General features: G+C 63.6%; 19 protein-coding genes. 7 read left to right on the forward strand and 12 right to left on the reverse strand.

The features are described 5' to 3' along the window. Position 1: 1 nt before the first annotated feature. From EL22_RS06975 to EL22_RS06990, 4 genes are read right to left on the reverse strand one after another with little or no spacing between them, the layout of a single operon-like run. A complete protein-coding gene (locus EL22_RS06975) occupies positions 2-334 on the reverse strand; it encodes a V-type ATP synthase subunit F (protein ID WP_050050822.1) in 333 nt (110 codons plus the stop codon). After that, on the reverse strand, positions 331-1383 hold the full coding sequence (locus tag EL22_RS06980; protein ID WP_050050823.1) for a V-type ATP synthase subunit C: 1053 nt from the start codon (positions 1381-1383) through the stop codon (positions 331-333). The genes EL22_RS06975 and EL22_RS06980 overlap by 4 nt, the downstream gene beginning before the upstream one ends. Further along, positions 1380-1961, reverse strand: a complete 582-nt coding sequence (locus EL22_RS06985; RefSeq protein ID WP_050050824.1) for a V-type ATP synthase subunit E — start codon at positions 1959-1961, stop codon at positions 1380-1382. The genes EL22_RS06980 and EL22_RS06985 overlap by 4 nt, the downstream gene beginning before the upstream one ends. A 26-nt stretch (positions 1962-1987) precedes the next feature. Then, on the reverse strand, positions 1988-2287 hold the full coding sequence (locus tag EL22_RS06990; RefSeq protein WP_050050825.1) for an ATP synthase subunit K: 300 nt from the start codon (positions 2285-2287) through the stop codon (positions 1988-1990). Between the two features lie 206 nt (positions 2288-2493). On the opposite strand from EL22_RS06990, the gene EL22_RS06995 reads away from it, so the two are divergent. Continuing rightward, entirely contained in the window at positions 2494-3237 is a 744-nt protein-coding gene (locus EL22_RS06995; protein WP_050050826.1) for a DNA polymerase sliding clamp, read from the forward strand. A 73-nt stretch (positions 3238-3310) separates the two neighbouring features. Further along, the gene (locus EL22_RS07000) at positions 3311-3601 is read left to right on the forward strand and encodes a HalOD1 output domain-containing protein (RefSeq protein ID WP_050050827.1); all 291 of its coding nucleotides are present in this window, start codon (positions 3311-3313) and stop codon (positions 3599-3601) included. Positions 3602-3605: 4 nt separating this feature from the next. Here EL22_RS07000 and EL22_RS07005 read toward each other — a convergent pair whose 3' ends face one another. Then, a complete protein-coding gene (locus EL22_RS07005; protein ID WP_050050828.1) occupies positions 3606-4496 on the reverse strand; it encodes an alpha/beta fold hydrolase in 891 nt (296 codons plus the stop codon). Between the two features lie 134 nt (positions 4497-4630). Here EL22_RS07005 and priL point away from each other — a divergent pair, with 134 nt between their 5' ends. Further along, entirely contained in the window at positions 4631-5704 is a 1074-nt protein-coding gene (priL, locus tag EL22_RS07010; protein ID WP_050050829.1) for a DNA primase regulatory subunit PriL, read from the forward strand. Positions 5705-5744: 40 nt separating this feature from the next. On the opposite strand, the gene EL22_RS19135 is transcribed toward priL, so the two are convergent. Further along, complete coding sequence (locus tag EL22_RS19135) at positions 5745-6329, reverse strand: hypothetical protein (RefSeq protein WP_343123186.1); 585 nt, start codon at positions 6327-6329, stop codon at positions 5745-5747. A 47-nt stretch (positions 6330-6376) separates the two neighbouring features. On the opposite strand from EL22_RS19135, the gene EL22_RS07020 reads away from it, so the two are divergent. Together EL22_RS07020 and EL22_RS07025 are read left to right on the forward strand one after the other, a co-directional pair. Next, positions 6377-7015 (forward strand): SWIM zinc finger family protein, encoded by a 639-nt coding sequence (locus EL22_RS07020; RefSeq protein ID WP_050050831.1) that lies wholly within the window; start codon positions 6377-6379, stop codon positions 7013-7015. An 82-nt stretch (positions 7016-7097) separates the two neighbouring features. Continuing rightward, the gene (locus EL22_RS07025; protein WP_050050832.1) at positions 7098-9008 is read left to right on the forward strand and encodes an acyl-CoA dehydrogenase family protein; all 1911 of its coding nucleotides are present in this window, start codon (positions 7098-7100) and stop codon (positions 9006-9008) included. Positions 9009-9021: 13 nt separating this feature from the next. On the opposite strand, the gene hjc is transcribed toward EL22_RS07025, so the two are convergent. The 5 genes from hjc to EL22_RS07050 all read right to left on the reverse strand — a co-directional run bounded on the left by hjc (position 9022) and on the right by EL22_RS07050 (position 13117). After that, positions 9022-9546, reverse strand: a complete 525-nt coding sequence (gene hjc / locus EL22_RS07030; RefSeq protein ID WP_050050833.1) for a Holliday junction resolvase Hjc — start codon at positions 9544-9546, stop codon at positions 9022-9024. Positions 9547-9707: 161 nt separating this feature from the next. Beyond that, entirely contained in the window at positions 9708-10508 is an 801-nt protein-coding gene (locus tag EL22_RS07035; protein WP_050050834.1) for a CPBP family intramembrane glutamic endopeptidase, read from the reverse strand. 61 nt (positions 10509-10569) lie between these two features. After that, positions 10570-10782: a hypothetical protein gene (locus EL22_RS07040; RefSeq protein WP_050050835.1), complete on the reverse strand. Its 213-nt coding sequence runs from the start codon at positions 10780-10782 to the stop codon at positions 10570-10572. Positions 10783-11039: 257 nt separating this feature from the next. After that, entirely contained in the window at positions 11040-11486 is a 447-nt protein-coding gene (locus EL22_RS07045) for a DoxX family membrane protein (protein WP_343123187.1), read from the reverse strand. A gap of 347 nt (positions 11487-11833) precedes the next feature. After that, the gene (locus EL22_RS07050) at positions 11834-13117 is read right to left on the reverse strand and encodes an adenosylhomocysteinase (RefSeq protein ID WP_050050858.1); all 1284 of its coding nucleotides are present in this window, start codon (positions 13115-13117) and stop codon (positions 11834-11836) included. Between the two features lie 371 nt (positions 13118-13488). Between EL22_RS07050 and EL22_RS07055 the strand changes: the two genes are divergently transcribed. Both EL22_RS07055 and EL22_RS17085 read left to right on the forward strand, forming a co-directional pair. Continuing rightward, positions 13489-15249, forward strand: a complete 1761-nt coding sequence (locus EL22_RS07055; RefSeq protein ID WP_050050837.1) for a nitrite/sulfite reductase — start codon at positions 13489-13491, stop codon at positions 15247-15249. Position 15250: 1 nt separating this feature from the next. Beyond that, positions 15251-15403, forward strand: a complete 153-nt coding sequence (locus EL22_RS17085; RefSeq protein WP_156184070.1) for a hypothetical protein — start codon at positions 15251-15253, stop codon at positions 15401-15403. A 161-nt stretch (positions 15404-15564) separates the two neighbouring features. On the opposite strand, the gene EL22_RS07060 is transcribed toward EL22_RS17085, so the two are convergent. Next, complete coding sequence (locus EL22_RS07060) at positions 15565-15921, reverse strand: hypothetical protein (RefSeq protein ID WP_050050838.1); 357 nt, start codon at positions 15919-15921, stop codon at positions 15565-15567. Positions 15922-16031 lie beyond the last annotated feature (110 nt).

Raw genomic sequence — 16031 nt, forward strand, 5'->3', positions numbered from 1 at the left:
TTTAGCTGTCTTCGTCCTCGTCCATCAGGTCGATCCCGATCGCGCGTTTGATCTGTTCGCGCAGCCCGCCACCACCGGTACCGCTCCCGATCGTGACGACGACCGGCTCGACGCTCGTCTCGACGTCCTGTCTAACGTTTCGCGACAGGTACTCGAGGTCGTCGTCGTGCATGACGACGATACCGACGCCGTCGTCTTCGAGGGCCGCCGTCGCTGCGTCGTCTAACTGCTCGTCTTTCTCGTCGTCCGGAACGTTCTCGAACCGACTGACGCCAGCGAGGCGAAAGCCGGTGGTGAACTCCGGGCTGCCGACGACTGCGATTTCCTGGCTCATAGGATCACCAGCTCTTCTTCGATCTCGTTCTCGTCGAGTCCGACCTCGCGACCGCGCGCGATGGCACGGATGTTATCGACCTCGCGCTCTTTGGCGAGCACGAACGACAGAACCGGCGATATCGAGGTCGGGTACACGCTCGAGAGCGTATCGGCGTACTCGAGCAACGCGGCGTCTAGTGCGTGCTCGAACTGGATAAGGCTGTCAGCGTCGCGCAGTTGATCCAGCGCCCCCGACAGGCGGTCGCCGTAGCGTTTGTTCTCCGCGATGTGGTCGACGAGCGTGTCGTAGTCGTCGATCAGTCGGTTCAGGTCGGATTCGTCGAACAGAACCCCGCCTTCGATGAAGTACGCGGCGGGGTCGAGATCCGCACCGCTTCGCGCGAGACGCAACGCGTTCCGTGCGTTTCGGAAGTCGATTTCCGCCTCGAGGAACTCGACGTACTTCGCCTGTGGTCCCTCTCGGGGCCGACCTAGGTCCTCGAGTAGGTTCTCGTAAAACGCTCGATCGAGCGCGTTCTCGATCGGAACGAGCGTCCCGCTCTCCTCGTAGTCCTCGTAGGCGTCCTCGAGCTGTTCGGCGAAAATCGTTCCCTCGAGGATCTCGACGACGTCTTCTATCGAATCGACTTCGACCAGTCGATCGAGCGTGCCATCGTCGAGTTCGCCGGCGCGAATGAGGTCGGTCTGGATCTCCTCGGGATCGCTCTCGGTGTAGATCCCGCGAACGATCGTCTTCAGGTTCCAGACATCGAACTTTCGGAGGTATCGGACGATGCGATCGTACAGTTCACCTTCGGACCACTCGAGCAGATCGTCGAAGTGCTTCGCGAGGTTTCGGTTCAACGCGTACTCGATCAGATCGACGCCGGAGAAGCGGGTACCGAGGGCGTTGATCTCGGTTTCGTACTCCGTCTCTTCCATGAACCGCGCGATCTCGCTCGGCCCCATCCGGATCAGCTTGCGGTAGTCCTCGTCGGACAACATCGCCGCTCGGCGCGAGCGAACACGGGCGTTTACGTACTCCGGATTCGAGGCACCTGTGCTCATTGCTCGAAGAGTCTGTTACTGATCTCCTGGAGGTTGTCTTCCCAGACGTCCTCGAGCACGGAGTCGAACGTGTTGTTGACTCGAAGCCGGGACGCCTCGCTCTCGACGACGACGCCGCCGAGACAGTCGTACTCGCCGGCGTACTCGTAGTCGTCGTACTCCTCGAGGATCGATTCGATCAGTTCCTCGTCGGAGTCGCGACCATAGACGGAGACGTCGTCGCCGTCGTCGAACTCGACCGTCGCGGCCTCGAGGAGCTCGCGAGTGAGTTCCTCGCGGGTGTCGCCCTCGAGCGAGGCGAGTTCGTCTTCGACGGACGCACGGACTTCCGTGAGCACGTCGCGGCGTGCCTCCAGACGTTTTTGTTTCGCCTCCAGTTTCGCACTGGAGAGTCGCTGTTCGCGCAACTGCTCGATCTCGCGCTCGACTTCGTCTTCGGCGTCGGCGACGATCTCGTCTGCGTCTTCACGGGCGGCGGACTCGATCTCTTCGGCGCGCGTTTCGCCCTGTGAGCGGATATCCTCCGCACGCGCGTGAGCCTCTTCTCGAATGTCCTCAACGACTGTGTCCAAACTCATTGTAAGAAGGTTCGAAGGGAGACGCTTTAAGGTCCGACGAAGAGCGCGACCAGTGCGAAGATCACGAGCGTCTCGGGAAGGACCGTCAGGAGAATGCCGATACCGGGCGAGATGGAGTCCTCGGCGAGTGCACCGACGACCGACGCGCCGATCGCTCGCTCTGCATACCCTGCGCCGATAGCTGCGAGACCGATACCGAGGGCCGCCGCCGCACCTCGTTCGATCATCGGGCCGCCGCCACCACTTGCGGTCTGTTCCTGCAACACAACCGCGTTCTCAGCGAAACTGTTCAGCGCGAGTCCAAGTTCGAGTGGAGCTTCGATCATGATTGTAGTTTACTCGTGGTTTTGCAACCGGACAGGTAGTACTACTCCGCAGTGTCTTCTTAAAACTTCCCAAACCAAACCGCCGACACTGGTCGCCCTCACCGCGGGGATGACGGGCCTCGAGATGTCGCCGAACGCAGACCGGAAGCGGCTCCGGTCGACCGCAAAAGGTGGCTTTTTATGCGGACCGTTCGTAGCCGTCGCATATGTTCAAGGCCATCGTGAGCGCGGAAACGCTCACCAGCACGCTCGATTCGATCAGCGTGCTGGTCGACGAATGTAAGATCCACCTCGAGGAGGAGGGCCTCGAGATTCGGGCCGTCGATCCCGCCAACGTCGGGATGGTCGACCTCTCGCTCGAGGCGGCCGCGTTCGAATCCTACGAAGCCGACGGCGGCGTCATCGGCGTCGATCTCTCGCGACTCGAGGACATCGCCGGCATGGCCGAATCCGGCCAGCTCGTCCAGTTCGAACTCGACGAGGAGACGCGCAAACTCCACATCCAGATCGACGGGCTCGAGTACACCCTCGCGCTGATCGACCCCGACTCGATTCGACAGGAGCCGGATATCCCGGACCTCGACCTGCCGGCGGAGGTCGTCCTCGAGGGCAAGGACCTCAACCGATCGGTCAAAGCCGCCGACATGGTCTCGGACCACATCGCACTCGGCGTCGACGAGAGCGAGGAGTTCTTCTACGTCAACGCGGAGGGGGACACCGACGACGTCCACCTCGAGTTGACGCGCGACGATCTGATCGACCTGCAGGTCGGCCCGGCTCGCTCGCTGTTCTCGCTCGATTACCTGAAAGACATGAACAAGGCGATTCCCTCCGACACCGAAGTGACGCTCGCGCTCGGCGAGGAGTTCCCGATCAAGATGTTCTTCGGCTACGGCGACGGAAACGGGCAGGTCACGTACATGCTCGCACCGCGGATCCAGAGCGACTGATCGAGAGTGGACGACATGTCTGTGTCGTGTCAAAAAGGGGAGAAGTTACCCTCGCGAAGCCCCTAGAAGGGACATGGTCTCCTCCGGCGACCCTGCTGATTTTCCGTCGAAACACGTCGTCGATATCGACGGCGGACGGCCGAGCGAAGTCCTCGTCGCGACAGTAGCGGCCCTCTCGAAAACGGACGTTGCCTCGTTACCGCCGCTGTACGACGTCATCGATCCCGAGGCTCTCGACGCGCTCTACGAACACGTTCGAACGCGGACCGGAGGCGAGACGAACGGCTATCGAGTCACGTTCCCCTACGAGGGCTACGAGGTGTGCGTGGAGTTCGACGGTCGGATCCGACTCGAGACGCCGTAACGGCTCACGCCGAGGCGTTCGGTCGAAGTCGATCGCGAAGGAACGATCGAAGGTGATCGTTCACCGCGTCGCTCGCTTCGATGAAAACGCAGTGTGAGCCGCCCTCGACCGTCTCGAGGGTCGCGTCCGGGATCTTCGTCTCGAGTAGCCGGGCGTTTTCGACCGGGATAACCCGATCCGCGGTGCCGTGGACGACGAGCGTCGGCACCCGGATTTGATCGAGTCGATCCGCGATGTCGAAGCTCCGGACCGCCCCGGCCTGTGCCTCGACGGCCGGTTCCGGGGCGTCCTGCTCGAGACGCCACTCGATAATCCGATCCACGAGATGCGGGTTTCGGTTGGTAAAGCGCTCTGAGAACGCCGGGCGCATCCGGTGGCGAAGCCGCTCCCGTTCGGACAGTCCCTTCGGTGTCGAGAAGACGTGCTCGCGGGTCTCCTCGGGGATCGGAACCGCGTCCGGTCCGCCGTGGCTCGTACAACACAGCGTGAGCGAGGCGGCCCGCGAGTAGTCGACGGCGTACTGCTGGGCGATCATCCCGCCCATGCTCGCGCCGACGATGTGGGCGTCGAAGATCCCGGCGTCCTCGAGGACGGCCTCGAGGTCAGCGGCCATCCCCTCGATGGAGTAGCTGCCGAGGGTCGAAAGCAAGGGCGCGCGCAGTCGCCGCGGCAGTTTCGAAACGCCCGGCGGGAGGCCGGTGTCCGATCGGCCGGTCCCCCGGTTGTCGGGTGCGATCACGTCGAACTCGGACGCGAGCGCCTCGCGCTGCCAGCGCCACATCCACCGCCCGTAGCCCAGTCCCTGCACGAAGACGACCGGTTCACCCGCCGTCCCGTCCGCGCGCTCGTCTCGCTCGTAGTAGATCGACACGCCGTCTCGAGTGACCCGTGGCATACGTCATCCGACGTGGCCGACGGCCTTGAAATCGAGCATCGACGCGGCGGTGGTCCCGACGAGCGAACGAGCAAGGTCGGAGGGAGCACCGACAACCAGCGCGTTTAACCCCTCCCAGTGAAATCGTTGTATCGATGCAGCGACTGCACGCCCGATACCCGTTCCTCGAGGCAGCCCGCGATTCGGTCGCCACGGAGGCCGTCGATCTGGCAACCGTCGTCGAGCAGGACCGGGACGTCGTTGAGCGCGCCCGCGAGCGCGTCGTCGCCTCGCTCGAGGAGGGAACGACGGGCGAGCCCCACCGGGATCACCGCGTGGAACTGCTCTCCTATCCCGTCGCCCGGGTGCTCGTCTCACTCGGCGGCGAGTCGATACTCGTGCGCAAGTACGCCCGCGCCGAAGCCGAAGCGGCCTTCGACCGGTTCACGGACGACCTCGCGGACACGACGGAGTTACAGAGCGTCGAGACGACCGGACTCGACCTCGAGGACCTCCTCGACGAGTTCGACCTCGAGGAGTCGGTTCGGGCGGTCGACGAGGAGCGCTACCGGGTCGACGTGGGAACGTACCTCCCCCTCGCCGGCGACCTCTGGGAGGACGAGTGGCGGCTGGTCAACCGACCGCTCGCGGACGGCGAGGTGCCGGTCGACGCGGGAGAGTTACTGACGCTTCTGCGTGAAGCCGTGCGTGAACGGATCGAGGACGGACTCCCGTTCGACGTCCCCGACGCGATCGGGAACGCACTCGAGGACGAAGCCGAAGAAGTCCGCGAGGTGCTCGCGGAACTGGACCTGACTCGGGAGATCGATACCGTCGTTCCAGACCTGTTCCCGCCGTGTATGAAGGCGCTGCTCGATCAAATTCAGAAGGGCGAACACCTGGCCCATCACTCCCGGTTTGCGATCACGGCGTTTCTGGCGAGCATCGGGATGGAGACCGACGACATCGTCGACCTCTATCGGGTGAACTCCTCGTTCGGCGAGGAGATGACGCGGTACCAGACGGATCACATCCGCGGCGATACCTCGCCGACGGAGTATTCCCCGCCCTCGTGTGCGACGATGCAGTCCTACGGCGACTGCGTGAACAAAGACGACCTCTGCGAACAGATCCCTCACCCAATGGCGTACTACGAACACCGGATCGACGACGCCGACGAGGACGAACTCGAGGACTGGCGGGAGACGACGGCCGAAGGCGACGCCTGAGAGGGAAGCGATACGAGCGGCGATACAACGGAGAAGTAGCCTACGCCGAACCCTGCGTGTCCGCGTCCTCGAGTCCATCCTCCGGATCGTTCAGGGTGTACGCCAGGACGACTCCGACGCCCGTGAGAACGATGACGAACCCGACGATCGCCGCGACCAACATCTGGCCGCCGTCGGCCGACAGTTGGCCGCCCGATCCGGAGTGGGTCGTCCCGATGTACATCATCGTCGAAACCATGAGAAGAACCGAGAGGACGGCGGCGGCGGCTTCGATAAGGCTGTCGCGCTCGATCATTGCCCGATGCTTTCGACGGACCGGTGAAAAACGTATCGAAGGGATCGTCCGCGAGATGCGCCCTCGAGGGTGAACGCGGCGCTCGAGGGGTTCGACCACGGCTTCGGACGAACGGCGATCGATCGGGAGCGCGAAACGAACCGCGAGGGTGAATCGAGCGGGAGCGCGCAATGAGTCGGTGACGGTGAATCGAGCGGGAACGCACAATGAGTCGGTGACGGTGAATCGAGCGGGAACGCACAACGAGTCGACGGCGGGAAACCGAACGAGAACGTGAGACGTATCGGCGACGGTGGGTGTGCAGGCGCGGCCGTTATGCGCCTCGAGCACCTACACACATCGAATAGCCAGCCGACCGCCTGCAGCCTTCGACGCACATGATAACGACCGCGTCACCGAAAACCAGCCTTCCAGTACCGACCGATAGACGACTCGAGGAGCGATCGCTCCGGGCGCGCACGGAGGCGATGTCCGTCCTCGCACTCGGCGACGGCCTCTACGAGGTCGAATCCGAGAGCGGCCACACCTACCTCGTCGACCTCGAGGCGGGGCGATGTACCTGTCCGGACCACGTCTTCCGGAACGTCCGCTGCAAGCACGTTCGCCGGGTCGCCATCGAGATTACGGCAGGGCGTGTGCCGCCGCTCGGTCAGATCGCCGTCGCGTGTACCGACTGCGGCGACTCGATCTTCGTCGACGAAGACACGGAAGGGCCGTTCTACTGCGAGCGCCATCGACTCTATCCCGGCGTGACGGTCCGCGACCGCGAGACCGGAGACCGGCTGACGATCGTCGATGTCTCGGACTTGCGAGCGGACGCCGTCAGCATTCCCGACGCGAACGCGACGGTCTCCGAGTACGGAACCAACGAGCGTTACGACCCCGACGTACCGGTCGTCGGCGCCGTCTACCCCCACGCGACGGTGGCACAGAACGGCGTCGTCCCGTCGGCGCTGAAAGTCTACGTCTTCCCGCGAACGCGCCTCGAGCGCGTACGGGCCGACGGCCGGAACTGATCCGCAGCCGTGCCGTAGGGGGGCGAGCGAATCCGCTCGAGGCACTGCTATTTTATTGTGATTCGTCAACTACACGCACGATATGCGTTCGAGGATCGACTTCGGCGAGTTCGAGGAGGGGCGGGGTGTCAACTACTGGACTCTCGACCGCACCCTCCAGCGCGAACTCGAGCGGATCTACACCGAATCCGAATTCGCGTGGGCGGCGCCCAGACTCTCGTCGTTCGGCCGCGCAGTCGGCCACACGATCGCCGACAATGCGGATTACATCGACGACGACGGGCCGGTACTCGAGTCCTACGACAAACACGGCGAGATTCAAAACTACGTCCGCTACCCCGCCGAACAACACGAAAACGAGAAACTCGCGTACGAGGCGGGCATCGTCGCGGACTCGTTTCGCGCGCCGCCGGACCGCGAGGAACCGATGCCGTACAGCCACAACCTCGCGATGCAGTACCTGCTCAGTTACGCCGATCCCGGCTTCGACTGTCCCGTCGCGATGACGACGGGCGCGGCGCTCGTTCTCGAGAAGTTCGGCGACGAGGCGCTCGAGCCGTACTACCGAGCGCTGACCAGTCGCGAACACGACAACCACATCGAGGGCGCGATGTTTCTCACCGAAAAGCAAGGCGGGAGCGACGTCGGGGCCAACGAGACCCGCGCGGCGTACGACGAGGAGTCGGGCTACTGGCGACTCGAGGGCGAGAAGTGGTTCTGTTCGAACATCGATGCCGAAGGGACCCTCGCGCTCGCTCGCACTGAGGGCGCGCCGGCCGGAACCGGCGGCCTCTCCCTGTTTCTCGTCCCCCACGCCGATCCGGACGACGGCGTGCTGACCAAACGCGAGCGACGAGCGCGCGCCGCGGCGGCGGGCGGGAATCGCGGGTTAGCACCCGACGCTCTCAACGACCAGTACTACCGCCGGCTGAAGGACAAACTCGGGACTATCTCCGTACCGACCGGCGAGGTGGAGTTCACGGGCGCGAAGGGGATCCTCGTCGGTGAGGAGGGAAACGGATTCAAACAGATGACCGAGATGCTCAACGTCGAGCGACTGTCGAACGCCGCGGCCTCGTGTGGACTCATGGGCCGCGCGCTCCTCGAGAGTCGGATCTACGCGGCGAACCGGGAGGCATTCGGCAAACCGATCGAGGAGCACCCGCTGCTGCGGGCCGACCTGGTCGACATGACCGTCGATCACGAGGCCGCGACGGCGTTTACGTTCGAGGCCGCGCGACTGTTCTCGGAACGCGAGCGACTCGAGCGCGAGAGTCAGGACAGTCGAGAGGATCAAGAGAATCTAGAGGGTCGAGAAAACCGGGAGATTCGAGGGGGCGAGACACCCGAAGACACCTACCGGCTGCTACGGCTATTGATTCCGATCGCGAAGGCCCGAACCGCGCGGATGGCGGTCGACACCGCCTCCTACGCCATGGAGGTCCACGGCGGCAACGGCTACGTCGACGACTTCGTCACCAACCGACTGCTTCGGGACGCGCAGGTCCTGCCGATCTGGGAGGGAACCGAGAACATTCTCTCGCTCGACGTGCTCCGGGCCCTCGAGCGCGAGGACGCCCACGAGCCGTTCTTCGAAGCCGTACGGGAGCGACTCGAGGGCGTGACCCATCCCGTCCTCGAGGACTCAGCGGCGGCCGTCGAATCGGAGTTCCACGATCTCGCGAACGCGACGGCGACGCTCGCCAATGCGGACGCCGACGACGCGCAGTTGTCGGCGAAGCGACTCGCTCACTACGTCTTCGACGTCTTCACCGCCGCGCTCCTCCTCGAGCAGGCACAGGTAGGTCTCGAGGGCGGGGACGGACGAACGGCGCTCGTCGCGAGGCGGTTCGTCGCGAACGAACTCGAGGAACGGGACGCACGCGGGATCGCAGACGGTGATCGAACGCCCATCGAGCGCTTCGAAGCCATCGTGCACTACGGATCGGTCGAACCGGACGAACTGGAGCGGGCGACGACCGGCGGGGAATGACTGTGAGCGAGCGCTACTCGAGCAGGGTCGCGGCTTCCTCGACGTCCATGACGCCCTGTTCGACCGCGTTGAGCACGCGGACGATCTCGGGGTCGGGGCCGGTGTCGACGCCGCCTTCGTCGATCTCCTCGAGGGTGACCTTCTCGCTCTCGCCGACGAACTCGGCGAAGTCGGTGCCGTCGGCGATCGCCGTCTCGCTTTTGACGCGGTAGTTGCCGCCGTCGGTGACGTGGAGGTCGCCGGGGTGGAAGAAGTACCAGTCCTCGCGGTCGAACCGGACGCCGATCCGGGGTTTCGCGCCGAAGTTCTGCGCGAAGTAGGTGAGTGCCTCGACCTCCTCGCCGGTGAGATAGATCGGGTCGCCCGAGCTCGATTTGGCTTCGATCGCGTAGAAGGTCTCGCCGTCGCCAGCGAGCACGTCCGGCAGTTCCCGTTCGGTCGCCGAACCGCTCGCCGGGGCCCGCATCACCGCAAAGCCCGCCTCGTCGAGGATATTCACGAGTTCGCGCTCGCGGCGATCGCCTTTCGCCTGGGACATATCTCACACTCACGCGCGGCCCCTCTTAAACGAGGCGACCCAGCGTCGAACGCGAGCGGTTCGATGCGGTTCGCGTTCCGGGGCGGTACAGGACAATCGAATGCGCCGCAGTCGGTGTGTCAAACCAATACACCGAGCTCCGACGCGCCGCTTCCAGGCAGTTACAGCGGGAAGAGCGCGACGGCGGTTTCGAGGAGCAGCGACGGCAGTTCCCCGGAGTCGGCGTACTCGAGTTGCAGGTAGAGCAGTCCGAACTGAAAGAGATTGAAACCGGCGTGTGCGACCGTCGGGACGAGCACGTTGTCCGTTCTGGCGTACGCGTAGCCGAAGATCAGCGAGCCACAGAAGACGGCGGTCAGCGAGACGAACATGCCGGACAGCGATCCGCTTGCAACGTACGATGGGATGTGGACGAGCGCGAATATCAGACTCGCCGTGAGGACCGCGCCGTCCCGGCTGAGCGACTCGTAGAGGCGCTTTTGAACGATGTTCCGGAAGAAGAACTCCTCGGCCGGCGCGTTCGCGAAGACCACGATCGCGAACATCGCGAGCAGCAAGATCCGATCGTCGCCGACGAGGGAGACGACCTCGTTCGAACTCTGGGGCAACTCGAGGAACTGGATGAGAAATCCGAAGACGACGATGAACAGAATGCTCCCGAGCGTCGCCGCGATGGCCCACGCCCAGTCGTCGAACGTGGGAATTCGAAGATCGACGAACGACCAGCCGCGGTCGGTGAGGGCGAGGTAGATCCCGCCGGCGAGGAAGAACCCGCCGAAGTTCACCACCAACAGCAGGATCGTCAGTCCTCGGTCGGCCGACTGGCCCTGTTCCGCCAGCGCGGGCTCGAGAACCGCCAGCGGAGCCACGAGGAGGTTGACGAAGACGATGGCGAACGCGGCGAGACCGAACCCGACGAGAACAGATCGTGCTGGACTCTCAGAGCGAGTTGGCGGAGCCATGGAAGGGCGTACATCGACGAACCCCTTGGGCGTTCCTTTTGCAGAACAGTCATCAGGTGACCTAGCGCATATCCGAGAGGTCGACGTACGACCCCGTCTCGGCGGTGATCCAGTGGGTGGCGATCTCGTGATCGGTGCAGTTCCGCGGGTACATCGTACAGGCGTCCGGGCCGTCCTCGTACGCTGCCGTGACGTGCTCGAGCGCACCGGTCGACTCCGTATCCGCCTCGAGCGTATCGCCGTCCGAGATACCGCGGCGTGAAACGTTGGACATTGTGGATCGTTCCGTACTCATATCTTGGAGTAGTAGGAGATATATGTTTTGATCGTATTCAGACACAGCGTATCGGTGTACGTTCGTAGCTATATATTGCGAATATAGTTAGGTTTAGGTATTTCGGAACGATAGTCGGCTACGAATCGAACGACCGTCCGCACGAAGCGGCGTTCGGGCGTGATCGCGGGCGATGGATGGGCTCGACCGATCGGAAACGCACTGCCTTGGAAGCGCCGGTTATGGGATACCCCAGCCTATCCGAGCAGGTAGCGCAGGGACGGGAAGCGCTCGACGAGCGAGTGCTCCTCGAGGTACCGGTCGGCGCCAAGGACCCGGCCGGCCGCGAACGCACCCAGCGCGAGGAAGACCGCGGCGTAGACGAACTGGTCGTTGACCGCACCGCCGGCGACGTGCCAGCTACCCAGGTAGAAAAGCACCATCTGGGTCGCCGCTCCGAACACGGCCAGTCGGACGAACAGGCCGGCGAGCAGGGCCAGCCCGATCAGAATCTGGGTCGCGGGGACGATCGCGTCCACCGCGACCATCATCGCCGCGTTCTCGGCCATCGCACCGAAGACGCCGCTGGCCGGGCTCGCCGGATCGACGTTCGACAGGCACCCGTAGGTGCTAAAGCCGCCCGTGAACTTTCCCCACCCCGCCGACAGCATGACCCAGCCCATCACGAGTCGAAGGCCGACGATCGCCCACGTACTGAGCTGATGCGGACGGCACTCGAGTCAAATCCCGCCGAGCGTGCTTTCCAACCGGTTTACCGAAGTGTCTGCCATAATCGGTCACCTCTTACAGCTACTCGTTGGCTTCGGATCCGCATATACCGCACAGAGGCTTCTTATCGGGCGGGAAGTTGTACGTCGGAACGGGACCTGCGAAAAGCGACGACGAGTTCTCTCTCCGGAGGAAGCGATTTGTGTTCTGGAATCGCCGCAGGCGGAACCGAGAACGTGGCGTGACGCGAGATATACCGACACCCATTAGTCCGCGAAAATACGTCTCTACGTCCCGTTACCTCGAGATTACACGTTCTCCGTTACGTTCCGTGGTCCCACGAGCCCATGTACTCACGCTGGGTGTCGGTCAGGGAGTCGAAATCGACGCCCTCGGCCTCGAGTTTGATCTCCGCGATCTCTTTGTCCAGCTCGTCGGGAACGTCGTGCACGCCGGCGTCGTACTCGTCGGCGTTCTCGAGCATCTCTCGGACGCAGACGGCCTGAATGCCGAAGCTCTGGTCCATCACTTCGACGGGGTGACCGAGTGAGACGGGAGCCGCAAGATTGACCAGTCGACCCTCGGCAATCACGTTCAATCGGCGTCCGTCCTCCATCTCGTAGGCCTCGACGCCGTCGCGGGCCTCGTAGCGGTCGACCGCGAGGTCGTCGAGCGCGTCGAGGTCGATCTCGATGTCGAAGTGGCCCGCGTTCGCGAGCAAGACGCCGTCTTTCATCGACTGGAAGTGCTCGCGGACGACTACATCGCGGTTGCCCGTCGTCGTGAGGAACACGTCGCCGACCTCCGCAGCGTCGGCCATCGGCATGACCTCGTAGCCTTCCATGTGGGCCTCGAGCGCGCGGCGGGGTTCGACTTCGGTGACGATGACGTTCGCGTTCTGGCCGGCGGCCTTCTTCGCGACGCCCTTGCCGCAGTAGCCGTAGCCCGCGACGACGACGTTCTTGCCCGCCCACGAGAGGTTCGTGGTCATGGCGATGGAGGCCAGCGAGGACTCGCCGGTGCCGTGGACGTTGTCGAACAGGCGTTTCATTGGCGTGTCGTTGACCGCGAAGACGGGGTACTCGAGCGCGCCGTCGTCGTCCATCGCGCGCAGGCGGTGGACGCCGGTGGTCGTCTCCTCGGCCCCGCCGACGATGCCGTCGATCAGTTCGGGATAGTCCTCGTGGATCGCGGCGACGAGGTCCATGCCGTCGTCGACGGTGACGGTCGGCTCGAGGTCGATGACGGCTTCGATCGCCTCATAATATTCGTCGTCGTCGACGCCGCGTTTCGCGTAGCTCGTGATGTTCTCGTGGGTGTCGAGCGCCGCACTCACGTCGTCGTGAGTCGAGAGGGGGTTACAGCCCGTGACCGCGACCTCGGCGCCGCCGTCGGCGAGCGTTTCGACCAGAATCGCCGTCTTCGCCTCGACGTGCATCGCCATCGCGATCCGCTCGCCCTCGAAGGGCTGGTTCGCATCGAACTCGTCGCCGACGGCCTCCATGATCGGCATGTGCTGGGCGGCCCAGTCCATCTTTCGGCGACCCTCTTCTCGAGCCGCCTCGAGATCGTCTAGCTGCTCGCTGATCGGCGGGTACGCTGTCATGGCTGAACAGAGTGTGACCGGCGGGAAAACGCTACCGAACCGTTTCGGTGGTCGGCGCTCGAGGGTATTCGTCGGGCACGATACGTCGTACTCGAGCTTCGATGACGGCCGCAATCGGTCGTGCTTCACCGCGAAAGCGATGAAAAGATAGGGACTGCCGCGGCCGATAATTTCGATCATCGTCCTAATACACACAATATGTCATTGTACATCGGGTAGTCGTACGAGAATGCGCCCATATTTGGTTGTTTGTAAACAGTTAGCATTATATTGTTCACTACCATGGCTATGAATCGTACATTGAGCAATGATCCAATTGAAATCTGCTAATTTAGAGGACGAACGGTCAGACAGTGCCGTGGTGATCGACGATGGTTCATAAAAAAGAGGAGCACAAAAAAGACTGCTACGGCGACGAAGTCCGCGAACACATCCTCGAGTTCGCCGACGAAGGCTTCGAGTCGATTCCGGAAGACGAGCGAGACAAGTGGTTCACCCGGTTCAAGTTCTGGGGGCTGTTCCACCAGCGCGACGGCCAGGAATCGTACTTCATGATGCGCCTGACGAACGCGAGCGGCGTGCTCGAGCCCGGCCAACTCCGTGCGATCGGTGAGGTCGCTCGCGACTACGCGACCGGCCCGGTCGAAAACCCGGAGTTCGGGAACGGCTTTCTCGACCTGACGACCCGCCAGTCGGTCCAACTCCACTGGCTCGATCTCGAGGAGGTTCCAGACGTCTGGGAGCACCTCGAGTCGACGGGCGTCTCGAGTCGATCCGCCGGCGGCGACACGATGCGAAACATCTCCGGCGGTGCGCTCGCGGGGAAGATCGACGAGTACGTCGACCCGCTGTCGCTGCTCGAGGAGTTTCAAGAGAAGTGTCGCGGCGACGACGCGCTGTCGAACATGCCCCGGAAGTTCAACATCAGCGCGACGGGTTCGAAAGATGGCAGCGCCCAGGACTCGCTCAACGACATCGGTTTCGAGGCGGCCCGCAAGGAGATCGACGGCGAGGTCGTCAAGGGATTCAACGTGCGCGTCGGCGGTGGCCTCGGCGGTCGCCAGCCCCGTGCGGCGACGCCGCTCGACATCTTCGTCACGCCGGAGAACGCCTACGAGGTCGGCCGCGGCTTCGTCGAACTCTACCACGACTACGGCAACCGGACGACGCGGGCGAAGAACCGCTCGCGGTTTTTCGTCGAGGACTGGGGCGAGGAGAAGATTCGCGAGACGCTTCAGGCGGAGTACGTCGACTTCGAGCTGAAAACCGCCGGCGAGGACTTCCGCGAGGAGTACACGTACAACGCGGGTCGACCGGACGGAGACGGTCCCCGAGATTACGTCGGCGTCGGCGACCAATCCGACGGGACGAACTACGTCGGTCTCACGGTCCCCGTCGGGCGGCTCCCCGCGGAGGACGCGATCGCGATCGCCGATCTGGCCGACGAGTACGGTTCCGGCGAAATTCGACTGACCCGTCGACAGAACTGCATCATCACGGACGTCCCCGACGAGAACCTCGAGGAGCTTCTCGCGGAACCGCTGCTCGAGACCTACCCGCCGGAACCGAGCGTCTTCGACCGCGGCGCAATGGCCTGTACCGGCACCGAATTCTGTTCGATCGCGCTGACCGAGACGAAAGCGCGAATGGCAAAGATGCTGCGCTGGCTCAACGCCAACGTCGAACTTCCCGACGATGTCGAACAGATCCGCATGCACTACTCGGGCTGTACGGCCGACTGCGGACAGGCGATGACGGCCGATATCGGCCTGCAGGGTATGCGCGCGCGCAAGGACGGCGAGATGGTCGAGGCCTTCGACATCGGCGTCGGCGGCGGGGTCGGCGAGAACCCCTCGTTCGTCGAGTGGATCCAACAGCGCGTGCCGGCCGACGAGGCGCCGATGGCGATCAAGCGGCTCCTCGAGACCTTCGCAGCCCACCGAGAGGAAGGACAGACGTTCCGCCAGTGGGTCGAGGCGACCGGCACCGAAGCCCTCGTCGAGTTCTGCGAACCCGTCGAGTCGGACTTCGAGGCGCCGTACATGGACGACGGCAAACAGGCGTGGTACCCCTTCGCCGACGACGATGCCGCGGCGAACGCCGACGGCTCCGCCGCGCCGGGCGACGACTGAGATGACTCGAGAACGCCGGCGAACCGACCGGGTGGTCGATGGCCTCGAGCAGGTAGCGGACGGTTCGGACGATCGAAAGCGACGACGGCGCTCCGCGCACCGGCAACACGCTTCGAGCGATGCGGCCCCGGAGCTGTTCGACGAGGGGCTGTAGGATAGCGTTTCTGCGCTGCGTTTCGAGTCCAAGCGACGCGACCGTGTTCGACGGGCGGTAAGCCACGAAAACGGCGACGAGCGGTAAGCCGCGGAACGGCGACGAGCGCCCAGATCCAAGGAGGGCGACGGCAACTACACGTGAGCGGCGTCGGATCCGGACTACCGGTGTTCGCACGTCCGGTCGTGTGCGTACTCGACGGCGTCCTCGAGCGAGCCCGGCCCGTCGTAGCTCGCCGAAAAGAGTTCCATGAAGCGCCGGGCGATTTTTCCGCAGCGTTCGAAGGTGAGAACGGTTCTGACGGTGTTCGTCTCGGAGAACTCGAGGCCCGGATAGCTGGTCGTCGTGAGCGTGTACCCGGGATGGTCTTCGCCGTCGAGCGACGCCGGTGCGACTTTGACTCGCAGATCGCCCGATTCGTGGCGATAGATGCGGTACTGCATTTCCCGATCGCTGTCCGCCGGTGTGTAGCTCCTGTGTTCCGCTTCGGTCCAGTCTGGGGGAACCTCGATCTCCATCGTGTCCCCCTATTCAGGCAAGGGATACGTTCGTATCGTATTACGCAATATTCCCGGACGTTAGTTGCGAAATCGGACCAATGAGTGGTTTTGCTGGTCGAAGAAGATTA

Source organism: Halostagnicola sp. A56, from assembly GCF_000691505.1.
Classification (GTDB): domain Archaea; phylum Halobacteriota; class Halobacteria; order Halobacteriales; family Natrialbaceae; genus Halostagnicola.

Coding starts and splice junctions, on each gene's coding strand:
- EL22_RS06975 (WP_050050822.1), bottom strand. CDS start 334: ATGAGCCAGGAAATCGCAGTCGTCGGCAGCCCGGAGTTCACCACCGGC.
- EL22_RS06980 (WP_050050823.1), bottom strand. CDS start 1,383: ATGAGCACAGGTGCCTCGAATCCGGAGTACGTAAACGCCCGTGTTCGC.
- EL22_RS06985 (WP_050050824.1), bottom strand. CDS start 1,961: ATGAGTTTGGACACAGTCGTTGAGGACATTCGAGAAGAGGCTCACGCG.
- EL22_RS06990 (WP_050050825.1), bottom strand. CDS start 2,287: ATGATCGAAGCTCCACTCGAACTTGGACTCGCGCTGAACAGTTTCGCT.
- EL22_RS06995 (WP_050050826.1), top strand. CDS start 2,494: ATGTTCAAGGCCATCGTGAGCGCGGAAACGCTCACCAGCACGCTCGAT.
- EL22_RS07000 (WP_050050827.1), top strand. CDS start 3,311: ATGGTCTCCTCCGGCGACCCTGCTGATTTTCCGTCGAAACACGTCGTC.
- EL22_RS07005 (WP_050050828.1), bottom strand. CDS start 4,496: ATGCCACGGGTCACTCGAGACGGCGTGTCGATCTACTACGAGCGAGAC.
- priL (WP_050050829.1), top strand. CDS start 4,631: ATGCAGCGACTGCACGCCCGATACCCGTTCCTCGAGGCAGCCCGCGAT.
- EL22_RS07020 (WP_050050831.1), top strand. CDS start 6,377: ATGATAACGACCGCGTCACCGAAAACCAGCCTTCCAGTACCGACCGAT.
- EL22_RS07025 (WP_050050832.1), top strand. CDS start 7,098: ATGCGTTCGAGGATCGACTTCGGCGAGTTCGAGGAGGGGCGGGGTGTC.
- hjc (WP_050050833.1), bottom strand. CDS start 9,546: ATGTCCCAGGCGAAAGGCGATCGCCGCGAGCGCGAACTCGTGAATATC.
- EL22_RS07035 (WP_050050834.1), bottom strand. CDS start 10,508: ATGGCTCCGCCAACTCGCTCTGAGAGTCCAGCACGATCTGTTCTCGTC.
- EL22_RS07040 (WP_050050835.1), bottom strand. CDS start 10,782: ATGTCCAACGTTTCACGCCGCGGTATCTCGGACGGCGATACGCTCGAG.
- EL22_RS07050 (WP_050050858.1), bottom strand. CDS start 13,117: ATGACAGCGTACCCGCCGATCAGCGAGCAGCTAGACGATCTCGAGGCG.
- EL22_RS07055 (WP_050050837.1), top strand. CDS start 13,489: ATGGTTCATAAAAAAGAGGAGCACAAAAAAGACTGCTACGGCGACGAA.
- EL22_RS17085 (WP_156184070.1), top strand. CDS start 15,251: ATGACTCGAGAACGCCGGCGAACCGACCGGGTGGTCGATGGCCTCGAG.
- EL22_RS07060 (WP_050050838.1), bottom strand. CDS start 15,921: ATGGAGATCGAGGTTCCCCCAGACTGGACCGAAGCGGAACACAGGAGC.